The 25754-nt window shown below is 45.6% G+C and carries 22 protein-coding genes; 21 read left to right on the top strand and 1 reads right to left on the bottom strand.

The genetic code is table 11. The annotated features are described in order from the left end of the window. The first annotated feature begins 134 nt into the window (after nucleotides 1-134). Both DXC01_RS09325 and DXC01_RS09320 read left to right on the top strand, forming a co-directional pair. The gene (locus tag DXC01_RS09325) at nucleotides 135-1046 is read left to right on the top strand and encodes an ABC transporter permease (protein WP_118252424.1); all 912 of its coding nucleotides are present in this window, start codon (nucleotides 135-137) and stop codon (nucleotides 1044-1046) included. A gap of 2 nt (nucleotides 1047-1048) precedes the next feature. Further along, nucleotides 1049-1837 (top strand): ABC transporter ATP-binding protein, encoded by a 789-nt coding sequence (locus tag DXC01_RS09320; protein WP_118698786.1) that lies wholly within the window; start codon nucleotides 1049-1051, stop codon nucleotides 1835-1837. A gap of 17 nt (nucleotides 1838-1854) precedes the next feature. On the opposite strand, the gene DXC01_RS09315 is transcribed toward DXC01_RS09320, so the two are convergent. Next, entirely contained in the window at nucleotides 1855-3183 is a 1329-nt protein-coding gene (locus DXC01_RS09315) for a tRNA(Met) cytidine acetate ligase (protein ID WP_118698785.1), read from the bottom strand. 263 nt (nucleotides 3184-3446) lie between these two features. Between DXC01_RS09315 and pta the strand changes: the two genes are divergently transcribed. The 19 genes from pta (at nucleotide 3447) to smc (ending at nucleotide 25741) form a co-directional block, all read left to right on the top strand. After that, nucleotides 3447-4454, top strand: coding sequence for a phosphate acetyltransferase (pta, locus tag DXC01_RS09310; RefSeq protein WP_118252388.1), 1008 nt, complete (start codon nucleotides 3447-3449; stop codon nucleotides 4452-4454). Between the two features lie 59 nt (nucleotides 4455-4513). After that, entirely contained in the window at nucleotides 4514-5704 is a 1191-nt protein-coding gene (locus DXC01_RS09305) for an acetate kinase (protein WP_022215450.1), read from the top strand. A gap of 196 nt (nucleotides 5705-5900) precedes the next feature. Next, entirely contained in the window at nucleotides 5901-6428 is a 528-nt protein-coding gene (locus DXC01_RS09300; protein ID WP_022215449.1) for a YceD family protein, read from the top strand. Nucleotides 6429-6431: 3 nt separating this feature from the next. Next, nucleotides 6432-6614, top strand: coding sequence for a 50S ribosomal protein L32 (rpmF, locus tag DXC01_RS09295; RefSeq protein WP_005425421.1), 183 nt, complete (start codon nucleotides 6432-6434; stop codon nucleotides 6612-6614). A 105-nt stretch (nucleotides 6615-6719) separates the two neighbouring features. Next, nucleotides 6720-8141, top strand: coding sequence for a hypothetical protein (locus DXC01_RS09290; RefSeq protein ID WP_118698784.1), 1422 nt, complete (start codon nucleotides 6720-6722; stop codon nucleotides 8139-8141). Between the two features lie 79 nt (nucleotides 8142-8220). Beyond that, complete coding sequence (locus DXC01_RS09285; protein ID WP_022215447.1) at nucleotides 8221-8901, top strand: hypothetical protein; 681 nt, start codon at nucleotides 8221-8223, stop codon at nucleotides 8899-8901. Between the two features lie 2 nt (nucleotides 8902-8903). Then, on the top strand, nucleotides 8904-11084 hold the full coding sequence (locus tag DXC01_RS09280) for a serine/threonine protein kinase (RefSeq protein WP_022215446.1): 2181 nt from the start codon (nucleotides 8904-8906) through the stop codon (nucleotides 11082-11084). A 3-nt stretch (nucleotides 11085-11087) separates the two neighbouring features. Then, complete coding sequence (locus DXC01_RS09275; RefSeq protein ID WP_118698783.1) at nucleotides 11088-12788, top strand: serine/threonine protein kinase; 1701 nt, start codon at nucleotides 11088-11090, stop codon at nucleotides 12786-12788. Between the two features lie 11 nt (nucleotides 12789-12799). Continuing rightward, a complete protein-coding gene (locus tag DXC01_RS09270; protein WP_158583626.1) occupies nucleotides 12800-14413 on the top strand; it encodes a serine/threonine protein kinase in 1614 nt (537 codons plus the stop codon). An 8-nt stretch (nucleotides 14414-14421) separates the two neighbouring features. After that, nucleotides 14422-14862 (top strand): hypothetical protein, encoded by a 441-nt coding sequence (locus DXC01_RS09265; RefSeq protein ID WP_118698782.1) that lies wholly within the window; start codon nucleotides 14422-14424, stop codon nucleotides 14860-14862. 2 nt (nucleotides 14863-14864) lie between these two features. Beyond that, on the top strand, nucleotides 14865-15746 hold the full coding sequence (locus DXC01_RS09260; RefSeq protein WP_022215442.1) for a hypothetical protein: 882 nt from the start codon (nucleotides 14865-14867) through the stop codon (nucleotides 15744-15746). A gap of 99 nt (nucleotides 15747-15845) precedes the next feature. Further along, entirely contained in the window at nucleotides 15846-17192 is a 1347-nt protein-coding gene (locus DXC01_RS09255) for an MATE family efflux transporter (protein ID WP_022215441.1), read from the top strand. Between the two features lie 9 nt (nucleotides 17193-17201). Beyond that, on the top strand, nucleotides 17202-19040 hold the full coding sequence (locus DXC01_RS09250) for an ABC-F family ATP-binding cassette domain-containing protein (RefSeq protein ID WP_118698781.1): 1839 nt from the start codon (nucleotides 17202-17204) through the stop codon (nucleotides 19038-19040). A 193-nt stretch (nucleotides 19041-19233) separates the two neighbouring features. Further along, complete coding sequence (tnpA, locus tag DXC01_RS09245) at nucleotides 19234-19644, top strand: IS200/IS605 family transposase (protein WP_022215439.1); 411 nt, start codon at nucleotides 19234-19236, stop codon at nucleotides 19642-19644. Between the two features lie 18 nt (nucleotides 19645-19662). Continuing rightward, nucleotides 19663-19806, top strand: a complete 144-nt coding sequence (locus tag DXC01_RS20595; protein ID WP_243111586.1) for a hypothetical protein — start codon at nucleotides 19663-19665, stop codon at nucleotides 19804-19806. Between the two features lie 156 nt (nucleotides 19807-19962). Beyond that, nucleotides 19963-20295 (top strand): zinc ribbon domain-containing protein, encoded by a 333-nt coding sequence (locus tag DXC01_RS20590; protein ID WP_243111585.1) that lies wholly within the window; start codon nucleotides 19963-19965, stop codon nucleotides 20293-20295. Between the two features lie 116 nt (nucleotides 20296-20411). After that, a complete protein-coding gene (plsX, locus tag DXC01_RS09235; protein ID WP_022215436.1) occupies nucleotides 20412-21470 on the top strand; it encodes a phosphate acyltransferase PlsX in 1059 nt (352 codons plus the stop codon). 1 nt (nucleotide 21471) lies between these two features. After that, on the top strand, nucleotides 21472-22161 hold the full coding sequence (gene rnc, locus DXC01_RS09230) for a ribonuclease III (RefSeq protein WP_227222598.1): 690 nt from the start codon (nucleotides 21472-21474) through the stop codon (nucleotides 22159-22161). Nucleotides 22162-22180: 19 nt separating this feature from the next. Next, nucleotides 22181-25741 carry a chromosome segregation protein SMC gene (gene smc / locus DXC01_RS09225; protein WP_118698779.1) on the top strand — a complete coding sequence of 1187 codons (3561 nt, stop codon included), beginning with the start codon at nucleotides 22181-22183 and terminating at the stop codon, nucleotides 25739-25741. Nucleotides 25742-25754: the final 13 nt, after the last annotated feature.

Here is a 25754-nt window from a genome sequence, read left to right as displayed (position 1 = left end):
GATAGCACATTTTGTTGAAGTTTCTTTATATTTTATTTTATCTAGCACAACAAGTTAAAGTAACTGTGAGGGTACTGAACAGTTACAAAATAAAACCAAATTAACTGGAGGAATTCACCGTGACGATTGCAACCATGCTCTCCCTTGGAGAGACAGCTCTGAAGCTTGGACTGATCTGTTCTCTGACCGTCCTTGCTCTGTTTCTTAGTTATTCCATGCTGAATGTCTGCGATCTTTCCACTGACGGCTGCTTTACTTTTGGAGCAGCCGTAGGTGCTGTCGTGGCAGTCAGCGGTCATCCGTTCCTGTCTATTCTGGCGGCCATGCTCGCCGGTGTGGGTTCCGGATTTGTGACTGCGATCCTGCAGACGAAGCTTGGCGTTGACAGCCTGCTCGCAGGAATCATCGTAAATACAGCGCTTTATTCTGTGAACATTGCGGTGATGGGAGGTTCTTCCCTCATCAATATGAACAGGACTACGACCGTATTTACCATGATGAAAGATGCGCTTGCAGGTACACCATTGAAGGGAAGAGAGGATATCCTCATTGCTGCGATCGCGGTGATCCTTGTCATCGTATTTCTGGTATTTTTCCTGAAGACAAGACTTGGTCTTGCGATCCGTGCAACCGGAAATAACTCTGATATGGTCAAATCTTCCTCGATCAACCCGGTATTTACAACGATCATCGGACTGTGTGTAGCCAACTCCTTTACCGCACTTTCCGGATGCCTTCTGTCCCAGTCACAGAAATCTGTAGATATCAACATCGGACAGGGAATGGTCACGATCGCACTGGCATCCCTGCTGATTGGAGGCACGATCCTCGGCCGCGGCGGAATCTTTGTAAGAGCCGTAGGAATGGTCCTTGGTTCCTTTATTTTCCGTCTGGTTTATACGATCGCGCTTCGTTTCAACATGCCGGCGTTCATGCTGAAACTCGTATCATCTGTCATCGTTGTCCTTGCGATCTCCGGCCCATATCTTAAGAAACAGTGGCCGCAGATCCGCCGCAGACTGACACACAAAAAAGGAGGCAGATGATCATGTTAAAAATCAGCCATATCTCAAAAATATTTAATCCGGGAACCGTCAATGAGAAAAAAGCGATCACAGATCTTTCACTTGAATTAAAAAAAGGTGATTTTGCAACGATCATCGGTTCCAACGGAGCGGGAAAATCCACTCTTTTTAATGCAATCTGTGGTGACTTTATGACAGATACAGGTGCGATCGAGCTGGACGGCAGAGATATTACTTTCATGCCGCAGCATGCACGCGCAAGAGAGATCGGACGTCTTTATCAGGATCCGATGCGTGGAACAGCCCCGGGCATGACAATCGAGGAAAACCTTGCTCTTGCAGCAGGCAAGGGCGGCTGGCTTTCCCATACGACCCGCCAGGAAAAAGAAAGATTTCGTGAAGAATTAAAGAAACTTGATATTGGTCTGGAAAAACGTATGAGCCATCCGGTAGGACTTCTTTCCGGTGGCCAGAGACAGGCACTTACCCTTCTGATGGCGACGATGAACCCGCCGAAATTACTTCTTCTGGACGAGCATACCGCGGCACTTGACCCGGGAACCGCTGAGAAAGTCCTGAACCTGACAAGACGTATTGTAGAGAAACATCAGCTTACCTGCCTGATGATCACACACAATATGCAGTCAGCGATCGACCTTGGTAACAGGATCCTGATGATGGACTCCGGAAATATCGTGCTTGATATCGGAGGAGAAGAAAAGAAAAATATGACCGTAGATGGTCTGCTTGAGAAATTCAAGACAGGAGCCGGTAAGGCTCTTGATAATGACCGTATCCTTCTGTCAGACTAAAATAACAGCAGCTGGCCCTAGATCAGGACCAGCTGTTTTTGATATTCATGGATGAATTTTTTGCCGCTTTTCTGGCAGAGTAGTTTTTCATAGAGATTTGAAGCGAAGGTTGTTTCTGCAAGCAGTTTCAATCCAATCTCATCGAGGAGGCTGTCTGCGTCTGCGAGTTTGGTGAGAAGCGGGATCGAGCTGCTGTGTTTGATTTCTTTCAGCAGTGTACTGCTTTCTTTGCGGAAACCGAGGACACGGGCGTAGGGAACGATAGGCGGTACATCCCGGATATCAAGGATGATATGGAGCAGTGCGCGCTGGATCCTGGTCTGAGTGAGTTCCTTTGTCTTGAGAAGAGAAGCAGCCTGAAGGAAACCGTTGATCTCATTTGAACGGTTCACGATCCTCTCGGCGAGATCTCCGGAGACATCCAGATAATTGCAAAAACTGTCCGCATTTCCCTTTAATATACAATAAGAAAGAAGTGGGTCAAAGGCATCTTCTGTCAGGTATTCATTCTTCCGCAAGGAAGAGGCAAGGAGTGTGCAGACCTCATCTGGAACCTGCGCGGCGATCCGGGAGATTGTTTCCTGCGTGAGATCGGATTTCAGAAGTTCGCGGATCGCAGAGGCAGACGCGAAGAGAATGTTATCGGCAGTAGTATCTGCAGAAACAGATGCAAAAGGAGCATCTGTGGAAACAGCGGCCGGAATCGTTTCGTGATATCCCATGCCCTGACGTTTCAGGGTGACTGGTTTTATATTGCTTTCAAGCCGCAGAAGTGCCTTGCAATATTCAATTCCAAGAATATTGTTCGGAGAATTCAGGATCTGCGCAATCTGATTCAGGAGCGGAGTCAGCACACCGTCAAAATCATCTCCTGTAAAGTTGCGGGGATTTCTGAAATATTCCATCAGTGCCTGGCTTCTGGCAGCAGGAAAGGACAGTCCTTTTCCCAGAAATTCTTTCAGTAATCGCCGGTATTCTTCTGGTTCCTTTACAAGAATTTCCGCAAGCTCCTGCAAGGCAGAAACGTCACCGTATTCGCTTCCGAAACAAAGTTTATCCACAACATGTAGCCCATCCAGCATGGAAACTCCGCCCATGGCAAAAGCTTCCGCGCTGGCAGTGCTTACCGACACCGGCATTTCAAGCACGAGATCCGCACCACATCGAAGTGCCATCTCAGCCCGCACATGTTTCGAAAGGAGCGCCGGCGTGCCCCTTTGCACATAATCGCCACTCATGGCAACGATCACATAATCTGCCCCCAGTTCTTTTTTGCAGTAATCTATCTGATATTTATGTCCCCTGTGAAACGGATTATACTCCGCAATGATCCCGGTTACTTTCATAATAAAATCCTTTCTGCCCACGGCAAAAGTTATCTGGTTTTTCTATTGTAGCATAAAAAATAACAGCCGGACAAATATTTTGTTTTCAGACTTTCGTGATTTTGCCCGGATTGCACTTTAAAAAATACCGCTCTTTGGAAGAATCTACATGTCAACTACTTGAAATGCACAAATTCTGGGGGTATAATGAACTTAGCTGTGAGGTCATATTCTGGATACTCACACGGTCATATGACCGAAATAACGAAAGGAGCCATTTAATCATGGGATTTGTTGATTTACTCAAAGAAAGAGCCAAAAAAAGCATCAAAACTATCGTACTGCCAGAAACAGAGGACATGAGGACTCTCGAGGCAACTGATAAGATTCTGAAAGAGGGAGTTGCCAAGATCATCCTCATCGGAAACGAAGAAGAAATCAATAAGAAAGCTGCTGAAGGCGGATTCGATATCTCCGGAGCAACAATCGTTGACCCAGAGACATCTGACAAAACTCAGGCTTACATTGACAAATTTGTAGAACTGAGAGCTAAGAAAGGTATGACACCTGAAAAAGCAAAAGAGATCCTTCATACTCAGTACCCATACTATGGTGTAATGATGGTAAAAATGGGCGATGCAGACGGTATGGTATCCGGTGCATGCCACTCTACAGCAGACACACTTCGTCCATGCCTGCAGATCCTCAAAACAAAACCAGGAACCAAACTGGTATCCGCATTCTTTCTGATCGTAGTTCCGGACTGCGAATACGGCGCAAACGGAGCATTTGTATTTGCTGACTCTGGTCTGAACCAGAACCCGACTCCGGAAGAACTTTCTGCAATCGCAGCATCTTCTGCAGAATCATTCCAGCTTCTTGTTGAGGAAGAACCGATCGTTGCTATGCTTTCACACTCCACAAAGGGAAGTGCAAAACATCCAGACGTAGACAAGATGGTAGAAGCTACAAGAATCGCAAAAGAAGAACATCCGGAACTCAAACTGGACGGAGAATTCCAGCTTGACGCAGCGATCGTACCAAGCGTTGGTGCATCCAAAGCTCCGGGAAGCGAAGTTGCCGGTAAAGCAAACGTTCTGGTATTCCCTGACCTTGATGCAGGAAACATCGGATACAAACTTGCTCAGCGTCTTGGCAAAGCAGAAGCATACGGACCTGTTACACAGGGTATCGCAAAACCAGTCAACGACCTGTCTAGAGGATGCTCTGCAGATGATATCGTTGGTGTTGTTGCTATCACAGCTGTACAGTGCCAGGCAGAAGACAAATAATTTTGCACAAACAATAAATAATATTACATATTGAAATATATGGAACAGGAGATATTAAGATGAATGTATTGGTAATCAACTGCGGAAGTTCCTCTCTGAAATATCAGCTCATCAACTCTGATACAGAGGATGTTCTGGCAAAGGGTCTTTGCGAAAGAATCGGAATCGACGGAAGACTGGTTTATCAGAAAGCCGGATCTGACAAAGAAATCACAGAGTGTGCAATGCCTACACACAAAGAAGCGATCCAGTTCGTACTGGATGCACTGACAAACGACAAGACAGGTGCGATCAAGAGCCTTAAAGAAGTAGATGCGATCGGACATCGTATCGTCCACGGTGGCGAGAAATTCGCTTCCTCAGCAGTGATCACAGACGAGATGATCGCAACAGTAGAAGAGTGCAACGATCTTGCACCACTTCACAACCCGGCAAACCTGATCGGTATCCGTGTCTGCGCAGAACTTATGCCAGGCGTACCGCAGGTTGGTGTATTTGATACAGCTTTCCATCAGACAATGCCTGCAAAAGCATATCTGTACGGACTTCCGATCGAATACTACAAGAAATACAAAGTAAGAAGATATGGTTTCCACGGAACCTCCCACAGCTTCGTATCCAAACGTGCTGTAGAATTCCTCGGCCTTGACAAAGACAACTCCAAAGTTATCGTCTGCCACCTTGGAAACGGATCTTCCATCAGTGCTGTTCAGAACGGCAAATGCGTAGATACTACAATGGGACTTACACCACTTGAAGGCGTTGTTATGGGAACACGTTCCGGTAACATCGACCCGGCAATCGTTGAGTTCATCGCAAAGAAAGAGAACCTTGACCTTGCAGGTGTTATGAACGTTCTCAACAAGAAATCTGGTCTTCAGGGTATGTCAGGAGTCGGCAGTGACATGCGTGACATCAGAGCAGCGATCGAAGCAGGAAACGAAGACGCTAAGAATGCATACGATGTACTCTGCTATGGTATCGCTAAATTCGTTGGCGGCTATGTAGCAGCTATGAACGGTGTAGATGCGATCGTATTTACAGCTGGTATCGGCGAGAACGTAGGAGCACTTCGTAAAGATGTATGTAACTACCTTGGATACCTCGGAGTTGAGATCGATGACACTGCAAACAACACATTTGGAGAAGAAATCGTTATTTCCACACCAAACTCCAAAGTCAAAGTTGCAGTTATTCCTACCAACGAAGAACTTGCAATCTGCAGAGATACAGTAGCACTGGTTAAGTAATGCCAGGGTTCATGACTCAAATATAAGAAATAAGAGAGGGAATTTACCGTATCGGCAGATTCCTTCTCTTTATCTATGCTAAATACAGTATACCCTGTCAGATTTTCTGGCAGAAAAATACAAAATAATTTAAAAATCAGATTGACAAACCAAGGTCATCTATGTATAATTGATAAGGTGTGAGTAGGAGATAATTATGCAGATTCATTTATCAGAGATTATTGATAGTGAAGGAAAGGTCATTCAGATCACTCCTGAGCTTGAACTAGATACAATTTCATTTCAGTTGGGAGAATATCCGATCCTGGATAAAACTCCGGTAAAACTTACCATTGCCAATACCGGCAATAAGGTACTGGAATTAACCGGTAACGGAAGTGTCACGGTCGGTATTCCGTGTGACCGCTGTCTTGAACAGGTTTCCGTTGAGATTTCATACAGCATTGAGCGCAAACTGGATATGAAACAATCTGATGAAGACAGAGTAGAAGATCTGGATGAGAATGACTATCTCACGGGAATAGACCTGGATGTGGACCGGTTGGTCTATCTTGAGGTACTGATGAACTGGCCTTTGAAGGTTCTCTGCAGGGAGAACTGCAAAGGAATCTGTAGCCAGTGCGGGAAGAATCTGAACCAGGGACCCTGCGGATGTGCAGAGGAACCAAAGGATCCACGTATGGCCGCCATCAGTGATATATTTAGTAAATTTAAGGAGGTGTAACCTATGTCCATATGTCCAAAGAACAAATCATCCAAAGCTAGACGTGACAAAAGACGTGCTAACTGGAAAATGAGTGCTCCGAACCTGGTAAAATGCAGCAAATGCGGCGCCCTGATGATGCCTCACAGAGTTTGTAAAGAGTGCGGAAGCTACAACAAGAAAGAAATCGTGAAAGTAGAAGACTAATCACAACAATAAGAAGCAGGATCCTTGCGGGTTCTGCTTTTTTTTGTTGTCTGAAAAGGAATAAAAAGGTATAATTTTATTTATCACGGGAAATGGAGGAGAATCATGAAAAAGAGCAGCCTTTTTGAAAACCTTGTTATGAACTTTTCTATAGATACAGAGGAACTCTCCAAAACAGAGGAGAAGAAGCTGAAATCTGTTCCAACAAGACTGGAGATTCTGGCAGAGGGATTTGCATCCAGATGGGATCTTGACCAGGTGAACCAGAAGCTGGAAGAAAGTGGATGTGAGAAACTCTATGCGAGAAGTTTTTATGAAGCGTGTCTGATCTATGCATTTGAACGACAGATGGGATATGAAGAATGGAAAGAACTTTTTTCCGAGGGAAGGAAGATTTTTGAGGAATCGGACGGAGCACAGAAGCGTTTTTTCAGGGGTGGAAAGATTACATTAAAAGAACTTGAGGAATATATGGAGGCAGAGTCTGTCTCTGAAGAACTGGAGACAATGCTTCTGACGAGATCACTGGAAGAAAAAATCATACAGAGCGATTCAGCGGAAGAATTCTGGTCTTTTGTGCAGGAAAATATAGAGAAATTTTCTTCTGTAAGAGAGCGTGCAAGATATTATTTCTGTAAATATCTTTATTTTTACATACAGGATCGCTGTGACCGATACTATGAAAGCTGTATCCGGGAAGAAAAACTCCGCAATCAGTATGGAAACATGCTTGAGAAGGGAGAACGCGGCAGAGAAGAGAAATTTGCTCTGGAAGAACTTGCCTTTTTGAAACCGCTGACAAAATTAAAAAAGGACGCGGATAAACAGAAAAACAACATGTCTCTGGAGGAAAAAAAGGAATATCTCGAAAACACTGCCCTGACACCGGGAGGCATTTTTGATGAATTCAATTATTTTTATTTTGGCTATGTATCGGTCGACTGGATGGAAATTCTTTTTGAACTTTATGGAAACTTTGATCAGTGGCCACAGAACATGAAGATCCGCGTTGCACATTCACTGGGACTTTGCAGCCAGAACCCGTCTTCTGAGGAATGGAAAACTGCTTCACAGAAACTTTTCCAGATGGAAGAAGAACAGCGAAAGAAAGAAGAGGCAAAAGATTTTGTCGGAGGCAGAAACGAAGGAGAACGCAAAAAAGCTTATCAGAGAGGTCGTTCCGGAGAGGATTTCTTCCGGGAATTTATTACAGGCGGAAGAGATATCAACAGGGCGACCCTGATCAGCTTCCTTTTGTTTGTCAAGGTCAGAGTTCCGCTGGACGATGAGAACAAGATCACAATGAACCGTCTCAACCGTATTCTGATGAATTGTGGATTTTCTGTTCTGAAACCAGACCAGGAGTTTGACCGGTTTGTGATCCGTTTTCTCCGCTCTACAGAACCGCTGGATGTTCTGGAAGAAGAGGTGGAGAAGCAGGTGATCCAGGGAAAGAATTTCTATCTCTACAAAGTATACCGTGATTCTTACTGCCATCAGAAAGAATTGCTGGATTATCTTGTGTAAAAAACAAATTTTCCAAATGGTCTTATATACTGTAATCATATAAAGAACACAGGAAATAAAGCAAAGGAGAGGAAAGAGAATGAAAAAGATCAGAACATTTTTTATCAGAACAATCTTAGGAATTATGGCGGGACTGTTTTTGAGTGCAGGAATCACAGCAACACCGGTACAGGCAGCCGGAATCAGTTATCAGAAAGCAGTTCGAATGTACAACAACAAATTAAGCTACTGGGGAAGAAGAGGCACACGCCTGAATATCAACTACGATTTAAGAAGCCGTTCCGGCTGGAAATATAATGACTGCGGAAAGAATGTTTCCATGAAAACAGTGCATTGTGATAATAACCTCCGCTACATTTTCCGTGATGTAAATGGCGACAATATTCCGGAAGCATTTTTCTACAGTGAACGCGCAAGAGTAATGCTGGTCTGGACAATTTACAGAGGACAGGTACAGCCGGTTGCAACCATGCGTACTTCCTATTTTGGACCTCAGAAGCTTCTTTACAATAAAAGAGAGAAGACATTTATCGTAAAGACCCTTATCACAGGAAGAAGTGTTTCCAGAAATATTTTTAAGATCAAAGGACGTACACTTTATATCAATCTTACCATGTCTGATTATGTCGGACAGCGTCAGTCAAATGGCAGGATCAAAGTAAATTACTGGATTGACGGAAGATCCGTATCAAAGAGCAGATACCAGAGCTACTATAATGCATATTTCCGCTACCACGCAGCCTACTCCTGGGGACCGTGAAAATGAAAGAAAGCGTTATAGAAGAACAGAAACTGGAGTTATATCATCTGCTGAAAGACCGTTATCTGATTGGTGATCTTCTCAAAAAAGGAGAACACAGCCGGATTTACCGTGCATATGATACGGTATTGGATCAGGAGATCACGATCAAAGAATTTGTTCCTGAGAATCCTGATATGGCGGAAACAGATACCGGGAACTTTATAGAGGAAGCAGGAAAATTCTTCGGAGTTTATGAGTATCAGGGAATTGCAGAAGTGACAGATGTTTTCCGCGACGAGGAACATGCTTATATGGCAATAGAATATCTGCCGGGGAAAAATCTCAGAGAGTACCTGAATGCTGAAAAAAAGGGCCAGATCACAATAGAGGAAGCATGGACACTGCTTTTTCCTGTGTTGGATACAGTTTCCTGGATGCACAGCAACGGTATGGTTCACGGTGGCATCAGGATGAGCCGTCTGATTTTTGATGAGAATGACAGATTATGTCTGACGGGGATCGGTGACTGTTTTCTGAGAAACAGAGAGTCAGAGGCAAATGGTCCGTGGACGGATGTAAGAGCCGTGTCAGAAATCCTGTACGAATGTCTTACCGGCAAGTCTCCATTGCAGGCAGGATGTCTCTGGAACAAAAAGAAAATCAGATCAGTCAGTATCTGGACTACCGTCAGCAGCAGGGTAGATGAGACGCTTCTGCGCGAATTGAATTATGGGATTGGAGGCGGCTGTTTCGGATTCTATGCACTGGCAGAACAGCTTGGAATGCAGAATGAACCTCTGGCAGTCTATCTTGGAGCAATTCAGTCTGTGTGGGGCGAATCCTGGCTGAACCTGACAGAAAAGTATCAGAAAGAAGCATATCTGGACGAAGAACACGCATTTTTGACCAGGAAACAATGGAGAAATATTCTGAACATAACGGGGATTTTTCTGGTGAGTATTGCTGTCGCAGGGTGTGTGGGTTTCTGGTATACCCATACACATGAACGGCAGATCTTGGAATGGCAGATTCAGAAAGACCGCACAAAATATCACAGGATATCCGGAAAGGAAACAGATGGATTTGCAATTGGAGACATTCATCTTAAGAAATTAATGGAACAGACACTTGGAATTTCGCTGGAAGAAAAAAGCCGCAATTCTTATTCGGAGATGCCCTATCAGGAAAGCTGTACTTATGCATCGCCGGAAAAAGCAGGAAAAGAGCAGATAGAAATTTTCAGTGACAAAGAAGACAGAAGGGTAAATTCCTGTGAAGTTGTTCTTTCGAAAGAAGAAATGGAGCTGTTTTTTCAGGAGATTTTTTCGCAGATCATTCCGGAAACTTATCTGACAGAGGAAGAAATTGAGAGAACTTTTGACAGAACCCAGGATGGCTTTTACCGCTTTGATGCACATGGAAAATTTCAGATGACATTGTGGAAGAAGAAAAGTTATGGGGAAACAGAAAAAGAGCAGGAATGGTATCATTTAAGCCTTACTGCCTGTGCCAGAGAACCGCAGGATGAAAAGGAAGCAGCGGGAAGCTATGCAAGAGATTCCAAAGAATACAGGGAATTCATGGATTTTGTAAAAAAACATGCAGTAAAGACAGAAATGATATCAGATACGATTATTTATAAACTGGAAGAGGAAGCGGTGCGGAACTGGAACCAGCCATCTAATGTGCCACTTCTGAAAAAGACCAGAACGGATTTTATGCGGGCGCTGGAAAAATCCGGCTGCAGTTTTGAGATAAAATCCGAAAAAGATATTTTCCAGGTGACAGATGCCGGAATTGGTGCGCTGAAAGCGGAATTTGTGCGGGAGGTGCGGATTGAAACAACAGAGGGAGAGAGAATTTTTCTTCAGTATGATTTTCTTTCAGAACGAATTGTCCAGATCTGTCTGGGTTCTGTTGATTCTGCGAGAGAGTGGAATTATGGACTTGGAGCCGAACTGATCGGGGCACTTTCTGATGACAACAGGAAATCAGAAGAAAAGCTTGCGAAAGAACTGAAACAGAATGCATCAGAACTGGAAGCTTCCTCGCTGGCACAGGAGAATTGTGGTGATCTCAGCTGGATGATCCTTACAGATGATGATCGGGTACCGCGGCTTATTCTTGCACCACACGGACTTCTGGATGACAAAAGTTTTCCATATGCGGCAAGCCGATGGCAGCAAAAGGGAGAGGACTGACCTATGGAAGAAATGGTAAAAAGCGGTTATCTTATCCGGGAACAGATCGGGCAGGGAGCTTTCGGAGTGATTTACCATGCTCTGGATGAAAAGAACCACCGGGAAGCTGCGATAAAAGTCTGGAAGGCAGGAAGTGAGACAGAAATCTTTTCATATGAAAACAGTCCTTTTCTGCGGGAAGAACGCATTCCCGGGATCGTAAAGATTTATGATTATTTTGAAAAAGCCGGAATGAATTTTCTGGTCATGGAATATCTGCCGGGTGGGACTCTGAAAGAACAGATGAGCACGATCCGCAGCGAAAAATCTCCTGAAAAAATCCTGGATTTATTTAAACAGGTGATGGAGGGGCTGGCTTTTCTGCACAGCGAAGGGCTGGTTCATTGTGATTTAAGCCCGGATAACCTGATGTTTGATGAAACGGGGAATCTGAAGCTGATTGATCTTGGAGCCTGCCGTGGAAGTGGGATTTCCTGCGAGAAAAAATTTCTGAAAGATGGATACAGTGCACCGGAGCAGTACACGAACACAGAGCGGATTGGACCATGGACGGATGTTTACGGACTCTGCGCGGTTCTTTATGAAACATTGAGTGGGGAGAAAATCCCATCGGCAGCACAACGCCTCCAGAAAGATGAACTGAGACCTCTTTCTACATACATTAAAATAAACCGACAGGTGGAGCTGGCAGTTATGCATGGTCTGCGGCTGGAAATACAACAGAGATATTTCAGTATAGAACTTCTTCTTCATGGATTTGGAACCGCGGCCGAAGAGCTGGAAGCCCTTGCAGGAAGTACCCGTCATTTCTGGGGGCAGAAATGGATTCAGATCAGTGGGCAGGGAATCGGATATCATTGTGAAGGCCAGAAGCGAAGCCGGCGTATGGTAAGGAGAATTGCGCTGGGAACGATGGGAATTGTTCTGGCGGGAGCTTTGTTTTATGGTGGTGATCTGTGGTTCCAGAATCATTATCCGGTACAGTATTTCAAAAGAAAGGCCGATAATGCCAGAAAGGCAGGCGTTGCCAGAGAGGATGACAGGCTGGTTTCCAGTCTCAGCCAGAATTACAGCAAGATTCTGGAACAGCTTACAGAGTATGCACCGGAAGCCGGAGAGAAACTGGAAGCAGGCAGTATTTCCTGCGAACTTACGGAAGCGCAGCTGCTTAAATGGAATGTGCCGGATAACTTCGGACGGAAAATGTATCTTGACAAAGAGTCGATCAGAAAAGCACTGTTTCTGGAGATGGGATTTTACAAAGAAGATATTCAGATAAAAACAGACAAAGACTGCACAGGTTTTGTCAGCCGCAGTGTGGACGGATCTTATGAAATGCTTAAGAATACTTCCAGTGCAGAAGAGACATATCGTGTGCAGTTTCCCGAGAAAGAAACAGAAACATACAAAATCGTCTATGATCCGACAGACAAAAGAGTGATCAGCCTGTATGGAAGCATGACTGATCCCAGGCGGCTGGAAAGTTTTGTGAAAGCATTGTTTCCGGTCTGCTGTCCGGAGGGATATCTGACGACAGATGAGATTGGAGATATTCGGGAACAGCTGAATGAATCAGAAGACAGTATCATTATTCAGGCGGCACCTCACGGCTGGATCAATTTTTTTAGTCGGATTGATGCAGAGAATAAAGTGGTACAATATTATGTCAAAATAGCTGCTTCTGATGCAGGACTTCTTCACTGATGGAAAAAGATATGGGAAAAACAACACAAAAAAGATATGTAGGAAATAATCGATATTGTCTGGAAAAAACACTTGGAAAAGGTGGTTTTGGAATTACCTGGCTTGCAGTCGACCAGGAAAATGAGCAAAAAGTTGTAATAAAAGAATTGTGTCCTCCGCCTGGAGAAACAAGGGAAAAAGAAATCCGAAATTTTCTTCGTGAGGCGAGAGTGATGGCTTCTCTGCATTCTGTAAAAGAAATCGTAAAGGTTTTAAATTATTTTGAGGAACAGGGAAATGCGTATATTGTGATGGAATACCTGAGGGTGACAAGTCTGAGATATTATCTGGAATGCCAGGATGAACCGTTGTCTTTTGAAAAAGCGCGGAATCTGCTCCTTCCGGTTATGGATGGACTGGAACAGATGCATAAGAAACATATCCTGCACAGAGACCTGACACCGGATAACCTGATGCTTCGGGAAAATGGCAGTCTCTGTATTATAGATTTTGGTTCTGCACGGGAAATTACAGAGGATGACCGGACAAAGACGGTTCTCTTTAAAAGCGGGTATGCTCCACCGGAACAATATCAGGCACATGGGAAACAGAAAGCATGGACGGATGTTTACAGTCTCTGTGCGGTGCTTTATGAGATGATCACAGGAGCGATTCCGGAAGACTCTCTGCTCCGCAAAGAAAAGGATACCCTGTATCCACCATCTATGTATGGGGCAGAGATCACACCGGAACAGGAAAAGGCACTGCTCAGAGGAATGGCACTGGATGGTCATGACCGTTATGCTTCTATAAAAGAACTGAAAGAAGCACTTCTGGAGGAAAAGAAACCGGAATGGTCCACAAATCAAAAGGAAAAGAATAAAAATCAGAAATTCAGAATCCGTACAGCAATGATTCTGGGAGCGTGCATGACAGGTGTTCTGATGGCGGGGAACAGCCTGAGGGAGAAAGAACAGGAAGTGCATTACGCAGGAAATTTTGACAGAAGGGCAGAAGAAGCACAGAAATTCCTGGAATTGATTCGGACAAATGCAGTTTCTTCGAAGGAAACAGAGGATGGGAAAAGCATTATTTATGAACTTTCAAAAAAAACAGTCAGCGAATATGGGTATCCATGTAACAGAGTTCGTTTTTCAAGAACAGATAAGGATCTGGATGCATATCTGACACAGGAAAATTTTTCTTATAAAAAAGAAGAAAAAGAAACGGAATGTACGGCAGCAGTCAGTGAATATGGACTTACAGAAACGGATTTTCACCAGGATACAGAGTATCAGATAGAAGATTTCTGCACGATCACAGCAGAAAGAGATCTGGTCAATGGGGATATTCTGGAACTTACAATGACGTGCCAGAAAGGAAAGGGAATTGAACCGGGAGAACTGGCTTCGAAACTTCTTTTGTTTCTTGCAGATGCAGAAGACCCGGATAACAAAACTGCCGGAGATCTTATTGCAAAAGACCGGGAACTCCAGAATCAACAAGATACAGGGAGCATTCATATGTATCAGTGGGAAGAGGGGATTCTGATTTTCAGAGAGAGCCGGGAAGATTTCCTGAAAATCCAGATCGTTCCGCGAAAAAAATACCAGTTTTTTCAGGAAAGCGCATATTCGGCAGAGTAGGAGGAGCAATGGAAAAGAAAACTACAGAATTTGTTTATATCATAGACCGCAGCAGGTCAATGCATGGGAAAGAAAAAGAAATCATAGAACGCTTTAATCACTGGCTTACACAACAGAAGCAGAAAAAAAGTCCGTTTCTGGTAACGCTGGCACTGTGCAATGAAGAATGTGAACTGCTTTATTGCCGGATGCCGCTGAAATATGTGAAACCACTGGATACTTTTACCTATTATACAAAAGGTTATACTGCCTATACGGACCGGGCAGAAGAAGTACTGGATCTGGTCTGTGATCTCATGCCGCCAGCAGAAAGACAGGAAGTAAGCCTGCATCTGATCACAGACGGGCTGGATAATTCTAGCGCAGAAGAAGACCGGGCAGAGTTCAACGAAAAACTGGAAACTCTGGAAAAAAAGGGATGGAAAATAATGAAAGAAAAGGAGATATAGTTATGAAAAGAAGTTTTAAGGCAATAAGTGCAGCAGTGGCTGCAGCAATGACGATTAGCGGAATGGCAGCAGTTCCATGTTATGCAGGAATCAAGATTCCGTTTATTGGGGAAATTGGCGGATCGTCCGTAGAAGATCCGGAACTGGAATCCATGTTTGGAAGAAGCCTCAAAGAAATGGCAGGGAAATTTGACGGTATGTCTGAACCTTACTGGAATATGGGCGTGACCAGTTCTTCTAATGGGCAGGTGACTTTATTCAGTGCAGATTCCAGTAATGGAGGAGATGGCATTACACAGATTCAGCTTACAGGGAGCGGGAATCCATACTGGCTGATGGGAGTAGATACCGGGATGTCATACAGCGATGCAGGAAATGAACTGTCAGGAAAGGGATTCCGGTGCATGCCGTCAAAACCGGTCTACTATGACAGAAACGGCAATTATGTGGCTCTGGACGGACAAGATAATAATCTGACGGTGACAATGTCGCATGTCACACTGGGATCACACACAGACAAAACAGAAGTTTCTCAGTATATGGGAGAAAACCTGCGGGAGATTTTTTTTGAAATAGATGACGTAGGTGCAAGGACAGAAGGAGAAGATACCGTAGTAGAAAATGATCAGGTAATGTTTTATGCCAGAGGACAGGCAGTGGAGCTTTCTGATCTTACAATATCCAAAATCGTACTTAAGCAGTCAGGAGGAGAATATTGCATGTACGGTTATCAGCCAGGTGATGCATGGGATTCACTGTATCCGGGAATGCAGGAAGGCGGCAGCGGTGAGTGGTTCGATCCGGCAGGAAATGTCTTTTCCATGTATTCTTCCACAGACCCGTTAAATCCGCAGATCGTATTGTCTGATCCTTCTCAATGGTAAAAATACATTGCTTTTCCCATTTCCCTCTGCTATACTGACAAGGATAAGGATGAGAAATCGAATGGACTCGAAAGAGTATGAAATGGGGGAGTTATGTAAATGGATGAGAAGAATCAGATTACGGAAGGTGTGATCTGGAAACAGCTTCTGATCTTCTTTTTTCCGATCGTGATCGGGACATTTTTTCAGCAGATATATAACACGGCCGACAGCATTGTTGTCGGTCGTTTTGTAGGTAAGGAAGCTTTGGCGGCTGTCGGCGGTTCGGTAAACCAAATTGTGAACCTGGTCGTGGAAGTTTTTGTCGGACTGACGTCCGGTGCGTCCGTGATCGTGGCGCAGTTTTACGGGGCAAAAGATAAGAAGAACCTGAATAAGACACTTCATACATCTTATGCATTTGGTATTGTGACAGGATTTGTGGTGGCTGTGGTCGGACTTCTGGTTACAAATACAGTGCTTGAGCTTATGAAGACTCCGCAGGAACTGATGGCAGATTCCAGGCTTTATCTTCATATTTATTTCTGCGGCATGATTTTTAATATCATTTATAATATGGGGGCGTCCATCCTCCGCGCAGTGGGAGATTCCAGAAGACCGCTGTACGTGCTGATGGTTACCTGCGGGCTGAACATTGTCCTTGATATCCTGCTTGTGGTGATTTTCCGTCTGGGTGTTATGGGCGTTGCGATCGCGACTGTGAGCTGTCAGGGAATCAGTTCCATTCTGGTCACGGCAATGCTTATGAAAGAACATCCGCTGTTCCAGCTGAAACTAAGGGAGATCCGTTTTTACAGAGTTTCCCTTAATTCTGTCCTTCGGATCGGTATTCCTGCGGCACTGGAAGCGACCATGTATACCATCGCCAACCTGATCATTCAGGTGTTCGTAAATGAACTGGGAACAGATACCGTCGCAGCGTGGGGAACTTTTGCAAAGATCGATGCGGTTTACTGGATGGTCGTAAATGCATTTGGCATTTCCATCACGACTTTTGTAGGGCAGAACTACGGGGCAGGTAAGGTAAAAAGAATGCGAAAAAGTGTCGGCATCTGTCTTGGGATGTCATATGCCGGTGCGATTCTTGTAAGTGGAGTGCTGTATGCGCTGGCAGGCCCGCTTTATCGGCTGTTTACGACAGATGAAAATGTTGTACGGATCGGTGTGGATATGATGCATTTCCTTCTGCCATCCTATTTCATGTATGTGGTGATCGGGATCCTTTCCGGTGCACTTCGAGGGGCAGGCAGGGTCCTTGTGCCGATGCTGCTCACCTGCGGAGGAGTCTGTCTGATCCGTATTGTGTGGATGTTCGGTGTATTTCCGGGACATCCGGGGATCAATACGATCATGCTGAGTTACCCGGTATCCTGGGGCATCACGGCAGTTTTGTTCATTATTTATTATTTCAGAAAATTTCCAAAAGTAAAAAACGTACAGGAGTGAGATTATAGAATGAATGTTTTGAATCTGGAGCATATCAGTAAAGTTTATGGAGATAAAGTGATCTTTGATGACATTTCCTGCGGGATCCATCAGGGAGACAAGATCGGGATCATCGGCATCAATGGAACAGGAAAAACAACCTTCCTTCGGATCCTTGCCGGACTGGAAGAAGCAGATGAGGGCCAGGTGATCACGCAGAACGGACTTCGCATCACCTATCTTCCGCAGCACCCGCAGTTCCCGGAGGGCGCAACGATCCTTTCCTATGTGACGCAGGGGCAGAAGGAACAGAGCTGGAATCCGGAGACAGAGGCACATATGGTTCTCAACAAACTGGGGATCGAAGACCATGAAGAAGAGATTGAACATCTCTCCGGTGGTCAGAAAAAGCGTGTGGCGCTGGCGGCAGTTCTTGTAAACCCAACGGATGTCCTGATCCTGGACGAGCCGACCAACCATCTGGACAATGAGATGGCTTCCTGGCTGGAAGATTACCTTAACCGTTTCAAGGGCGTTGTGATCATGGTAACACATGACCGATATTTCCTTGACCGTGTGACAAACAAGATCCTCGAGATCAGCCATGGCAAGCTTTACAGCTACGAGGCAAAATATTCAGAATTCCTGGAACTCAAGGCGCAGAGAGAAGAGATGGAGATGGCTTCCGAACGCAAGAAACAGAGTATCCTGCGCATGGAGATCGAGTGGGCCAAGCGTGGCTGCCGTGCGAGAAGCACCAAGCAGAGGGCACGTCTCGACCGTCTGGAGGCAATGAAAAATTCCACAACCCCGGTGCGCGACAAAAACGTAGAGATCGACTCCGTGGAGACAAGAATGGGCAAAAAGACGATCGAACTCCATCATATTTCCAAGCGTTTTGGTGACAGAATCTGCATCCGTGATTTTGACTATATCGTGCTCAAGAACCAGCGTCTCGGTATCATTGGACCGAATGGCTGTGGCAAATCCACCCTGCTCAAGATCATCGCAGGCATTATCGAGCCGGACAGCGGTGAGGTAGAGGTCGGAGATACCATCAAACTGGGATATTTTTCCCAGGAGATCGAGGATATGAACAGCAGCCAGCGAGTGATCGATTATATCAAAGATGTTGCTGAATTTATCCCGACGAAGGACGGACTTATCAGTGCGTCGAAACTTCTGGAGCAGTTTTTATTTGACCCGGCGATGCAGTATGCGCCGATCGAGAAGCTTTCCGGTGGAGAAAAGAAGCGTCTCTATCTCCTTAAAGTCCTGGCTGCGGCACCGAACGTCCTTCTTCTTGACGAGATCACGAACGATATCGATATCCCGACACTTACGATCCTGGAAGATTATCTGGATTCTTTTGCCGGAATCGTTATTGCAGTATCCCATGACCGATACTTCCTTGATAATATCGCAGACCGTATCTTTGAGTTTGACCGCGAGGGAAATCTTACCCAGTACGAGGGCGGCTATACAGATTATCTGGAGGCAAAGAAGCGCAGAGAGGGAAGCAGTGATGCAGGAAGTGCTGAGCCTTCCAAGGTAGCAAAAACTGCCGAAGAAGCACCAAAGGCAGAAAAAGATTCTGTCAAGACCTGGAAACAGAACCGTCCGTCCAAACTCAAATTCAGCTACAAAGAACAGCGGGAATTTGAGACCATCGATGATGATATCGCAGCGCTGGAAGCACGAATCGAGAAACTGGACGCGGAGATCATGGCAAATGCGACAAATTCCGGCAAGTTAAACGAGCTTACCCAGGAAAAAACAGAAGCAGAAGCGCAGCTGGAAGAAAAAATGGACCGCTGGGTTTACTTAAACGACCTCGCAGAGCAGATCGAAGCCCAGAATAACAATTAATAAATTATGCGGTTTTTATTGATTTTCGTCGAGTTCTTTAGGATACTAAGCGGGAATCATCGGTAATTCAATTGCCGAGATAAAAGCGTGAATTGTGCATGTCTGCACATGTATATAATTATATTAAATATATAAAAGAAAATATGTTCGATATATTATTGATGTTAAAACAATCTTATGCTATATTATATGTATGAAAGAAAATCTCATACATTACAGGACTTGCGTATGCAATATCAATTACCATATGGTGTGGTCAGTAAAATATCGACGTAAGATATTAAGTACAGAGATCGAATCTTATCTGCAGGAGCTGGTACAGGAGATTGCAGCAGATAAGGGATTTACGGTTCATTTATTTGAATGTGGAGAGGGGGACCATATCCATTGTTTTGTATCTGCACCACCCAAGTTATCCATAACTGCTATTGTTAAATATCTGAAAGGGATCACAGGAAGAAAATTATTTGAACGTTTTCCGGAAATAAGGAACCAGCTGTGGAAAGGAGAGCTGTGGAATCATTCCTATTATGTGGAAACCATCGGATCTGTATCAGAAGAAAATATCCGTCGTTATATCGAACGTCAGAGCAAAGCCTATTGAAATCCAGGAGGGAAAGAAATGCTGCTGTCGCAGAAGACGTCTGTAAAGATCAGTCAGAAAAAAACCATAAAAGTGATCTGTGGTACAGGCAACTTCCATCCCAGACGGCACAGGAAACTTGCAAACTGCTGGATAAAGCCTGGAAATCTTTTTATGCTTTAAAGAAGTCCGGAGGGGTCAGGGAGCCAAACCCGCCCCGTTTTAAAAAACAAAATATGCGGATCACCTATATGCAGATGGGGATCGTGCACGAAACTGGCACAGACAGGATACGGCTGTCACTGCCAAAGGAACTGAAGATCTATATGGAGAAGGAGTATGGGACACAGAATGAACCAGAAATTCCATGGACTGCCTTACAATAAATTGTATATCATGCTGGAATATAAGCTGAAGATGTATGGGATACGTCTGGAAAAACAGAAAGAATCATACAGCAGCCAGTGCAGTCCGGTGTCACCGGAAGTATCAAAAAAATATGCAGAGCCATCCAACCGAAAAAAACGTGGATTGTATGTGGCGGGGAAAAAAGAAACAGCTGTCCGTAACCGGACTGAAACAGCCCCAAATAATAAAAGTAGCTGCGTAGCAAAAAAGCAAGCAGTAGTAGTGGCATGGACCCACCCTGAAAAATGCGGTATCCCGCTTTGATTCAGATGCTCTGGTAATTTGTTGCCGAGTAGTTCACTATGATAAAGTGTAAATCTTTTATATTTTCAGAACAGATTTGTAATTTGACATAAACAAAAACAGCAGGAGGAAAAATTATGGCAGAAGTAGTTAGAGTAGTTGTAGATGCCATGGGTGGCGACTACGCCCCGGTGGAACCTGTAAAAGCAGCCGTGGAAGCAGTCAAAGAGCGGGATGATATTCAGGTGATCCTGACAGGTGTGGAGGATGTCGTCCAGGCAGAACTTAAGAAATATCAGGATTATCCGAAGGACAGGATCCAGGTGGTCAATGCCACAGAAGTAATTGAAACCGCAGAGCCTCCTGTATTTGCAATCCGCAAGAAGAAAGATTCTTCGATCGTAGTGGGACTCAAGATGATCAAAGAAAAGAAAGCCGATGCATTCGTTTCTTCCGGAAGTACCGGAGCTGTCCTGGTTGGCGGACAGGTACTTGTCGGACGAAGCAAAGGTGTAGAACGTCCGCCTCTTGCCCCGCTGATCCCGACAGCCAAGGGAGTATCCCTCCTGATCGACTGTGGTGCCAATGTAGACGCAAGACCGTCTCATCTGGTACAGTTTGCCAAGATGGGTTCTATCTATATGGAAAATGTAGTAGGCATCAAGAATCCGCGTGTTGCTATCGTAAATAACGGCGCAGAGGAAGAGAAGGGAAATGCACTGGTCAAAGAAACTTTCCCTCTTCTCAAGGAGATCGAAGGCATCAACTTCATCGGAAGCATTGAGGCAAGAGATATTCCGGCAGGTTATGCAGATGTCATCGTCTGCGAGGCTTTTGTCGGAAATGTCATCCTCAAACTGTATGAAGGTGTCAGCTCCGAGCTGATCCACAAGATAAAAGAAGGAATGATGAGCACCTTAAAGAGCAAGATCGGTGCGCTCCTCGTGAAACCGGCACTGAAACAGACACTCAAGAGCTTTGACGCGACAGAGTACGGCGGAGCACCGCTTCTGGGTCTCAAAGGACTTGTAGTCAAGACACATGGAAGTGCGAAATCAGTCGAGATCCGCAATGCGATCTTCCAGTGTGTGCAGTTTAAACAGCAGAAAATAAATGAAAAAATCGCCGAGCGTATTCTTCCGCCTCATTATGAAGCCCCAGAAACACCGGCAGCAGAAAAAGAAGGACAGAAATAATATGGAAGAATTGGAACAGATCATAGGATATACTTTTCAGAATAAGAAACTTTTGAAACAGGCACTGACACACAGCTCCTATGCCAACGAGAAAAAGCTTGGCAAACTTGGGTGTAATGAACGTCTGGAATTCCTGGGCGATGCGGTACTGGAACTTGTCAGCAGTGATTTCCTGTATGCACGTTTTCCGCAGATCCCGGAGGGAGAACTCACCAAAAAGAGAGCCAGCCTTGTGTGCGAGCCGAGCCTTGCCTACTGTGCGAGACAGTTCGGACTCCCGAAATTCCTTCTCCTTGGACGTGGAGAGAACATGACCGGAGGACGAAACAGAGATTCTATCGTATCCGATGCGACCGAGGCACTCCTTGGCGCGATTTACCTTGACGGCGGATTTGAGCCGGCGAGAGAGTTTGTGCTGAATTTTATCCTGAATGATATCGAGAGCAAGCAGCTTTTCTATGACAGCAAGACGATCTTACAGGAGATCGTTCAGGAGAAAGGACTCCAGCCGGTAGAGTATATTCTCACAGAGGAAAAAGGTCCGGATCATGACAAGCAGTTCAGCGTAGAAGTAAGAGTAAACGGTGAAGTGTACGGATGTGGCACCGGCCACACCAAAAAAGCCGCAGAGCAGGCGGCAGCTTACCAGGCGATCCAGGAGAAAAAGCTGGAAGCTGTAAGCGTCAAATGAAATAAATTGCAGGTGAACTATGTATTTAAAAAATATTGAAGTATATGGCTTCAAATCGTTTGCCCAGAAGATCAATTTTGAATTCCACAACGGGATCACCGGTATCGTCGGACCGAACGGAAGTGGAAAGAGCAATGTCGGCGATGCCGTCCGCTGGGTTCTCGGAGAACAGAGCGCGAAGCAGCTTCGAGGCGGCAATATGCAGGATGTCATTTTTTCCGGTACAGAGTCCAGAAAGCCCTTAAGTTTCGCATCGGTGGCGATCACACTGGATAACAGCGACCACAAGCTTCCAGTGGATTTTAATGAAGTGACTGTCGCGAGACGGCTGTACCGTTCCGGGGAAAGTGAGTATCTGATCAATGGCAGCAGTTGTCGCCTGAAGGATATCCAGGAGATGTTTTATGACACCGGTATCGGTAAGGAAGGCTACTCCATCATCGGACAGGGACAGATCGACAAGATCTTAAGCGGCAAGCCAGAGGACCGCAGGGAGCTTTTTGACGAGGCAGCGGGAATCGTAAAATTCAAACGAAGAAAAAATACCACGATCAAGAAGCTGGAAGAAGAACGCCAGAATCTTGTCCGTGTGACAGATATCTTGAGCGAGCTGACCAAACAGCTCGGTCCATTGGAGAAACAGTCCGAGACAGCAAGGATCTATCTTGCCAAGCGGGAGGAACTTAAGACACTGGATGTCAATCTTTTCCTTCTGGAATACGAGCAGAGCGTTCAGAATCTGGAAGAACTGGAGCAGAAACTTTCGAATGCCCAGAGAGAACTTGACGAAGCCCAGAAAGCCTATGACCGCACCAAAACAGAATACGAACGTCTGGAAGAAGAACTGGAAACGCTGAATGAGCGTCTGGATTCTCTTAAAGAGGAACAGCAGCAGAATGCCCTTGGAAAGCAGCAGTTTGAAGGTCAGATGCAGGTCCTCGAGGAGCAGATCCTTGCGGGCAGACAGAGCAGTGAACATTTCAAATCCCGACTGGCAACGCTCAAGGAAGAACTTGCACATCGCCGGGAAGAGCAGGAAAACTTAAGCGAAGAGAAACTGGCGATTCACGAAAAGTTAAAAGAGATCCGAAAGAATCTCAAGGAGGAAGAGAAAGAACTCGAAAATATCGCTTCCAATGTAGAAGAATGCACCAGTGCGGTGGAGGACGGCAAGAATGAGATCATCGAGATCCTCAACAGCCGTGCCACGACCAAGGGAAAAGCGCAGCGATTTGATGCGATGATCGAGCAGCTCGATATCCGTAAGGCAGAAGTAAGCCAGAGGATTCTTCGCTTAAAGAGCGAGGAAGAAGTCCTCGAAAATGATCGCAGCCGTTATCAGCAAGCTTATGACGAGATCACAGCTTCGATCCAGGAAGGCAATGAGGAATGTACCCATTTAAGTGGAGAAGTACAGAAACTTCAGACGAAACTGCAGGAACAGAGCAGGGAGATAGAGGCAGGACAGACCGCCTACCACAGAGAGGCATCCCGTCTGGAATCCCTGCGGAATATCACAGAGCGTTATGACGGTTATGGCAACAGTATCCGGAGGGTCATGGAACAGAAGGCAAAAGAACCGGGTATCCGGGGCGTTGTCGCAGATATCGTCCATGTGCAGAAGGATTACGAAGTTGCGATCGAGACAGCACTTGGCGGAAGCATCCAGAATATCGTAACGGACAATGAACAGACGGCGAAGCGGATGATAGGTTTCCTGAAGCAGAACCGTTATGGCCGTGCGACCTTCCTTCCACTGTCGAATATCAGCGGAAGAGGCGGCTTTACACAAAGAGATGCGCTGAAGGAACCGGGAGTGATCGGAACGGCGAACACACTGGTCCAGGCAGATGCAGAATACAGTGAACTGGTACAGTATCTTCTCGGCAGGGTTCTGGTGGTGGACAATATCGACCATGCGATCGCGATCGGCAAGAAATACCGCCACAGTCTCCGAATGGTCACGATCGAAGGTGAATCCTTAAGCCCGGGCGGTTCCATGACCGGTGGTGCGTTCCGTAACAACAGCAATCTCCTCGGCCGCCGCCGTGAGATAGAGGAGCTGGAAAAAAACGTCGCACTTCGTAAGAAAGAACTGGAAACGACCCAGCGATCGATCCTTAAAAACCGTGAACAGCGAAATAAACTCCGTGACACGATAAACGAACTCCAGCAGAAGCTCCGTGGACAGTACATCGAGCAGAATACCGCGAAGATGAACCTCGAACAGCTTCAGGAAAAGGCACAGGAGATCCAGAAAAATTACCGTCAGATCGACCGCGATCAGGATGAGCTGAGACATCAGGCATCGGAGATCCGTGAGGATCATAAGAATATTGCAAAAGAGCTCGAAGATTCCCAGAAAGACGAGAAAGAGCTGGAAACCTTTATCGAGACGAAGCAGGCCGAGCTGGATGAATGGAAAGCAGAAGAGACTGCCAAACAGAAGAAACTGGAGCAGATTCGTCTGGATTCTTCCGCGCTGGAACAGCAGGAACATTTCCTTCAGGAAAACTTAAGCCGACTGCAGTCAGAGATCGAGGCTTTTGAAAGGGAATCCGAGGACCTGCTTACCAGTCTCGCCCAGAGCGGAGATGAGATCACCCGAAAAGAAGGCGGCATCCAGGACCTCAAAAAAGCGATCGAAGACTGCCGCAAAAAAGACGAACAGCTTCTTGTACAGAGACAAAAATGCGAGGCAGAGAAGGAAGAGAGAACCGAAAGCCACAAGGCATTTTTTGAAAAAAGAGACCGTCTTTCTGAGAAGACCACACTTCTGGACAAAGAATGTTTCCGTCTGCGCAGTCAGGCAGAAAAGGTCGAAGAACAGCGGGAAGGACGGATCTCCTACATGTGGGAAGAGTATGAGATCACTCCAAATAACGCGCTTTCTTACAAAAAAGAAGAGCTCGATGATTTTCAGGAGATCAAAAAAGACGTTGCCCGCATCAAAGAGGAGATCCGCAGGCTCGGTTCCGTCAACGTCAATGCGATCGAAGATTACAAAGAACTTCTCGAACGTCACACTTTCCTGAAGACCCAGTATACGGATCTTGTCAAGGCAGAGGAGACACTGGAGAATATCATCCAGGAACTGGATGAGGGAATGCGGAAGCAGTTTGCCGAGAAATTCCAGGATATCCAGAGGGAATTTGACAAGGCATTTAAGGAACTGTTCGGTGGAGGAAAGGGAACGCTGGAACTGGCAGAGGGAGAAGATATCCTCGAAGCCGGTATCCGGATCATCTCACAGCCGCCGGGCAAAAAACTTCAGAATATGATGCAGCTTTCCGGTGGAGAGAAAGCTCTGACCGCGATCGCGCTTCTGTTTGCGATCCAGAACCTGAAACCGTCCCCGTTCTGTCTTCTCGATGAGATCGAGGCGGCACTGGATGACTCCAACGTTGGACGCTTCGCATCTTATCTTCAGAAGTTGACGAAAAATACACAATTTATTATAATAACACATAGACGCGGCACGATGAATGCCGCAGACCGGTTATATGGTATCACCATGCAGGAGAAGGGCATATCCACCTTGGTTTCCGTAGACCTGGTCGAGAACCAGTTAACCAGATAACGAGGAGGTATGA

The organism is Blautia sp. OM07-19 (assembly GCF_003481595.1).
GTDB classification, from domain to species: domain Bacteria; phylum Bacillota; class Clostridia; order Lachnospirales; family Lachnospiraceae; genus Blautia_A; species Blautia_A intestinihominis.
Note: the sequence above shows the minus strand (reverse complement) of the source record. Positions and strands in the feature narration are given on the sequence as shown.